The organism is Acinetobacter sp. ABJ-A23_2, assembly GCF_044538765.1.
Classification (GTDB): domain Bacteria; phylum Pseudomonadota; class Gammaproteobacteria; order Pseudomonadales; family Moraxellaceae; genus Acinetobacter; species Acinetobacter nosocomialis_A.
Window position 1 is genome coordinate 1 of record NZ_JBIUCP010000090.1, and the last position, 5,536, is coordinate 5,536.

A 5,536-nucleotide genomic window follows, 5' to 3' on the forward strand; every position below is an offset into this window, starting at 1 on the left:
ATCTTGAGTAATATAGTACGTCAACTTTCTAAGTTTTAAAAAGGCTGGTCCTTTTAAAACACGTCTAAAATTATAAAAATTATTTTTATAATATATTGAATAAAAGAATGTTCCTACAGGTTTTTCCTCTGTTTCAGACCCTCCTTTTTTTAAGAGACCAGTGCAGGCAACATATAGGTCAGCATGCAAAAGTTCTTTTCCTTTTTTAATCATTTCAACAGTCACTTGCATTGATTCGGCTGTATATTTTTCAATAAGTTGCTCTGAAATATGCAAGGTGTTTTCCTTTACACGAAGGTCATAACTTACAAGACTACCTATAAGAATATCTCCGGAATAAGGACTCAAAGAGAAACGATAAGCAAGATAGCCAGCAGATGCGCTTTCAAAAAAAGCAATTTTAATTTTTTCATCTGCTAATAATTTACAACATGAATTAAACATTTTAATTCTCCCTTTAATTGTTTTTAAAATGTTATAAAACTATTTAACAGTTTGCTTTGTTATTTTTTTAATGTTTATAATTTTAATGGTGAAATTAATGTAAATTTAGATTGAGTTTTGCAAATTTTATATAAAAACAGCAGCTTAAATAATTCTAAAAGTTTAAATGTAATTTTGCGTTAATTTGTATATCTTTGAATTTTTTTGATTTATACAGTTTATCTTAATTTTTAATAACGCAAAATAACAAACTTAAAACTTGATTATAGTTCGGGTGACGTATGGTAATTGATATCTCACAAACGGAGAATGAAAATGCCTGTTGTAGTGAAAAAAAGATTATTAGACTTATTACAAGATAATCAACAAAATTATTATGAATTGTTTGTTTTTTTCCTTGATCCTGATGTTTCGAGTTTTGAGAAAGAGAAAAAGGCAAGAGATTTTCTGATTAAAGAGATTGAAAAATTAGAGATGAAGGAAATAGATTTTCCTTCAGATATCAATTCGATTAAAACATGGTGTGAGAACGATAATAAAAAAAATTGTCAGGAATTTCAGGCATATTTAAACCGTAGACAAGCTGGTCAGGATCGAGAGTATTTTCAGAATGTTGCTCAGGCATTTGAATTTCTCATAAAAGTATCGCCGACTAAAAAGGTCGATGGTGCATGGCTATATAGCTCAGTGCATTATTGGAATGATCCAGTCTTTCATGAGCTCATTATTACTTATTTGGAAGAACTTGGTTTAGGTGAACCGAAAGCGAACCATGTCTGTATTTATGATGACCTTTTACGCAGTCTCGGACTCGACAGCTTCGATTTACTTTTAGAAGATGAATACTATCATCAAGCAGTCGTTCAGCTAGCACTAGGGTATGCACCGCCTGAGTTTATCCCAGAGATGGTCGGTTTTAATTTAGGATATGAACAGCTTCCACTGCATCTTTTAATTTCAAATTATGAGCTTGCCGAATTAGGCATTGATTCTAAATATTTTAATCTACATATCACCATTGATAACATTGACAATGGCCATGCCCATAAAGCTATTAAAGTTATTGAAGATATTTACAACAAATACAGAGATAAAGAGCTTTTCTTTACCAAGTTAAAACAGGGTTTTGCCTTGAATAACCGTGGTGAATCTTCCTCAAATATTATCAAGAATTTAAGTCTTGAAGACTTTGTTCATAAGATTTTGAAAAGAAAAGCACTTGTCGGGCAGCTAATTCATAACGAAACCAGACAGTTTGGCTGCAAAACCATTAATCAGTGGCTATCAAACCCTGATGATATTGCAGGTTTGATCACTCATTTAACTGAACAGAAATGGATTAAGTTTAATACCGACCCTGAACAGAGCGTGTTCTGGCGAATGATTAATGAAGAAAATGGAAAAATGTTTGGGGTGTTTAACCCTGTAGAGCGCCAAATTATTCATGACTGGATTGCTGGTAGTGATCATTCTTCTAACTTCTTGGCATACAGCAGAGAACTAAAAAATAGCCAGCGTATTCAGGACTATTTATTTAGTTATATCTCTGATGGCGAGCTTGATGCACTGCAAGAGCGCGTGCTGCAATCAAGTGATCTTGCAATAAAAATATGCAAACTTACCCCATTTCTAGCCCCGGATTCTCATCATAAAAGTATTGGTCTTTGGAGTACTCGTAAATACGTAGAACTTCTTTTTCCTTATTTAGGTACGTTTAAAAACTAGTTTGATAAACGTTTTCAACTTCAACCCCAAGTTTAACTTTCAAAACATAGGTAATGGACATGAACGACAAAACTAAATTAACTAATAAAACAAGTGAAATGGCTGGCGCCGATGCAGCAAATAAAGCCAATACTACCCAGAAAACTGAACAGTTAGACACAGTAAGAGATGATGCAACCAATGAGGCATTAACCACCAATCAGGGGGTTAAAATAGCGGATAACCAAAATAGCTTAAGAGCGGGTATTCGTGGCTCAACTTTATTGGAAGATTTTATTTTAAGAGAAAAAATCACCCACTTTGACCATGAGCGTATACCTGAGCGTATTGTGCATGCACGTGGTGTAGGGGCACATGGTTATTTTCAGGCATATGAAGGAAATGAACGTTTAACCAAAGCTGGGTTTTTAACAGACCCAACTATTCAGACGCCAATTTTTGTACGTTTTTCAACAGTACAAGGACCACGTGGTTCAGCCGACACTGTCCGTGATATTCGTGGTTTTGCAATTAAGTTTTATACCCAAGAAGGTAACTTCGACTTAGTGGGAAATAACGCACCTGTCTTTTTTGTGCAAGACGGGATTAAGTTTCCGGACTTTGTGCATGCGGTAAAACCTGAACCCGATACAGAAATCCCGACGGGTGCAACTGCACATGATACTTTCTGGGATTTTGTGTCTTTAGTTCCTGAGTCTGCACATGCTGTGATTTGGGCAATGTCAGATCGTGCGATTCCACGTAACTTACGTTCAATTCAAGGTTTTGGTGTGCATACCTTCCGTTTAATTAATGCAGAAGGTAAATCCCATTTCGTAAAATTTCACTGGACACCAAAACAAGGTTTAAGTGCGCTGGTATGGGATGAAGCTCAAAAACTTGCAGGTAAAGACCCGGATTTCCACCGTCGTGATCTTTATGAAGCAATTGAGCACGGTTTTTATCCAGAATGGGAACTCGGCGTGCAGATTGTCGAAGAAGAAGATGAAATGAACTTTGACTTCGATTTGCTGGACCCAACAAAAATTATTCCTGAAGAATTAGTTCCTGTTACGCCAATTGGCCGATTTGTTTTAAATAGAAATGTAGATAACTTCTTTGCTGAAACAGAGCAGGTTGCTTTCTGTCCGGGTCATGTAGTACCTGGTATTGATTTTACTGATGACCCACTTTTACAAGCACGTCTATTTTCATACACAGATACCCAGTTAAGCCGTTTAGGCGGACCAAACTTCCACCAAATTCCGATTAACAAACCTGTGTGTCCATTCCATAACAATCAACGTGATGGTATTCATCAGCATACCATTCATAAAGGACGGGCTGCATATCAACCAAACTCAATTGATGGAAATTGGCCAGTAGAAACACCGCCAGCGGCATCAAATGGTGGTTTTGAAAGTTATCCTGAAAAAATTAGTGGACATAAACTTCGTCAAAGAAGTGAGACGTTCTCTGATTATTTCTCTCAACCGCGACTATATTACAAAAGCCTTGCACCGCATGAACAAAAACATGTGGTCGATGCCTATACTTTTGAATTAAGTAAAGTTCAAAGAAAGCATATTCGTGAGCGTCAAGTTCAACAAATTTTGGCAAATATCGACTTAGATTTGGCACGCCAAGTAGGGGCAAATTTAGGTATTGAAGTGCCTGACTTAACCCTAAACTATAAGAAAACAGCAGTTGAAAAATCTGCCAAGTTATCTTTTTTAGCTTTCCCACCTGAAGATATTCAAGGTAGAAAAGTTGCCGTACTTATTCATAATCTTGTGAAGTCTGATGCATTGGAGGCTATTAAAAACTGGGCAATTAAAGAAGGCGTAATCCTTCACTTACTAGCGCCGAGCTTGGCTCCAGTAAAAGATCATAAAGATAACATTATTGTGGCTGATGGCATGCAAATGTCTGAGCCTTCAATTGCCTATGATGCGGTAATTATTCCGGATGGCGATAACCTAAATACGGTTATGCAAGATGGGGTAGCTCGCCATTACTTACTCGAAGCTTATAAGCACTTAAAGCCAATCGTATTTTTAGGTAATAAATCTGATTTGCTTGAACCATTAGGTTTAGTGGCAGATGAAGGAACTTTAATTGAAGATGAGTTCCAGCATGTTGCGGAAAAATTTAAGAACCTGATTAAAGCACACCGTGTTTGGTCACGAGAACAAATAGCCGCACATGTACCGGCTTAAATAAAAAAAGCCCTGAAAGTTTAAACGCTTTCAGGGCTTTTTCTAACTTATATCATTAGCCATTAACAATTTGACCGCCATTTACATGAATAACCTGACCTGTAATATAACTTGCATCATCTGAGGCAAGGAAAAGATAAGCAGGGGCGACTTCACTTGGCTGACCCATTCTACCAATTGGGGTATCTTTACCAAACTTTTCGACAGTCTCGGCATCGAAACTACTTGGAATAAGGGGAGTCCAGATTGGGCCTGGTGCAACACCATTTACACGAATACCTTTTTTCTGCTTCATTAAATTGTTCGATAGACTACGAGTAAAAGAGGTAATTGCACCTTTAGTACTTGCATAGTCAATCAACTCATCATGACCTTGGTAACTGGTAATACTGGTGGTGTTAATAATGCTATCGCCTTCCTCCATATAAGGAATGGCTTCTTTGGTTAAATAAAACATGGCAAAAATATTTGTTTTAAATGTTTTTTCTAATTGTTCATTACTAATACTTTCAATTTCTTTTTGTTGATATTGCACACCCGCATTATTTACTAAAATATTAATTTTACCAAAATGCTGTAAAACCTTATCAATATTTTGTTTTGCAAGGTCTGGATCGGAAATATCACCTTTTAATAAAAGACATTGTTGTCCTTCCTTTTCAATAAGCTGTTTAGTAATTTCGGCATCTTGGTCTTCTTCAAGGTACAGTACAGCAATATCGGCACCTTCACGAGCAAACAACACGGCAACGGAACGGCCTATACCACTATCACCACCACTAATGACAGCAACTTTACCTTTTAGTTTCTCACTACCTTTATGCGATGCTTTAATAATTTCTGGTTCAGGATGCATCTTCTCCTGATCACCTGGTTGATGAGGTTGAACTTGTGCAGGAACTGCAGATGGATACTCATTTGTTGTATTTTCCATGTCTAGACTACCTCTATTTAAATTTCAGTCCCTCTATAGTGATTAATTTGCACGTGAATATGAGTAAATAGTCTTTTTTAAAAAGTTGACTTTGTTATTTTATATATAAGGATGTAAAAAAATATAACATTGAGAGTTTATTAAGTAATATCTAATAATTTAACCTTATTTTTATCAATCATACTTTCAATAATAGATCGGTTGCCTGTGTCATTTAACCAATTCTCTATAGGTA

The 5,536-nt window shown here is 36.1% G+C and carries 4 protein-coding genes and 1 pseudogene; 2 read left to right on the forward strand and 3 right to left on the reverse strand.

The features are described 5' to 3' along the window. Window positions 1-444, reverse strand: a 444-nt coding sequence (locus tag ACH63V_RS17805) for a CinA family protein (protein ID WP_396464290.1), incomplete at its 3' end; no start/stop codon positions are given. A 315-nt stretch (window positions 445-759) separates the two neighbouring features. Between ACH63V_RS17805 and ACH63V_RS17810 the strand changes: the two genes are divergently transcribed. Then, entirely contained in the window at window positions 760-2,169 is a 1,410-nt protein-coding gene (locus tag ACH63V_RS17810) for an iron-containing redox enzyme family protein (protein WP_396464291.1), read from the forward strand. A 53-nt stretch (window positions 2,170-2,222) separates the two neighbouring features. Beyond that, the gene (gene katE / locus ACH63V_RS17815) at window positions 2,223-4,367 is read left to right on the forward strand and encodes a catalase HPII (protein WP_396464292.1); all 2,145 of its coding nucleotides are present in this window, start codon (window positions 2,223-2,225) and stop codon (window positions 4,365-4,367) included. Window positions 4,368-4,422: 55 nt separating this feature from the next. On the opposite strand, the gene ACH63V_RS17820 is transcribed toward katE, so the two are convergent. Beyond that, entirely contained in the window at window positions 4,423-5,301 is an 879-nt protein-coding gene (locus tag ACH63V_RS17820; protein WP_396464293.1) for an SDR family oxidoreductase, read from the reverse strand. A 140-nt stretch (window positions 5,302-5,441) separates the two neighbouring features. Beyond that, window positions 5,442-5,536 (reverse strand): annotated as a pseudogene (locus ACH63V_RS17825) (hypothetical protein); the annotation flags it as partial.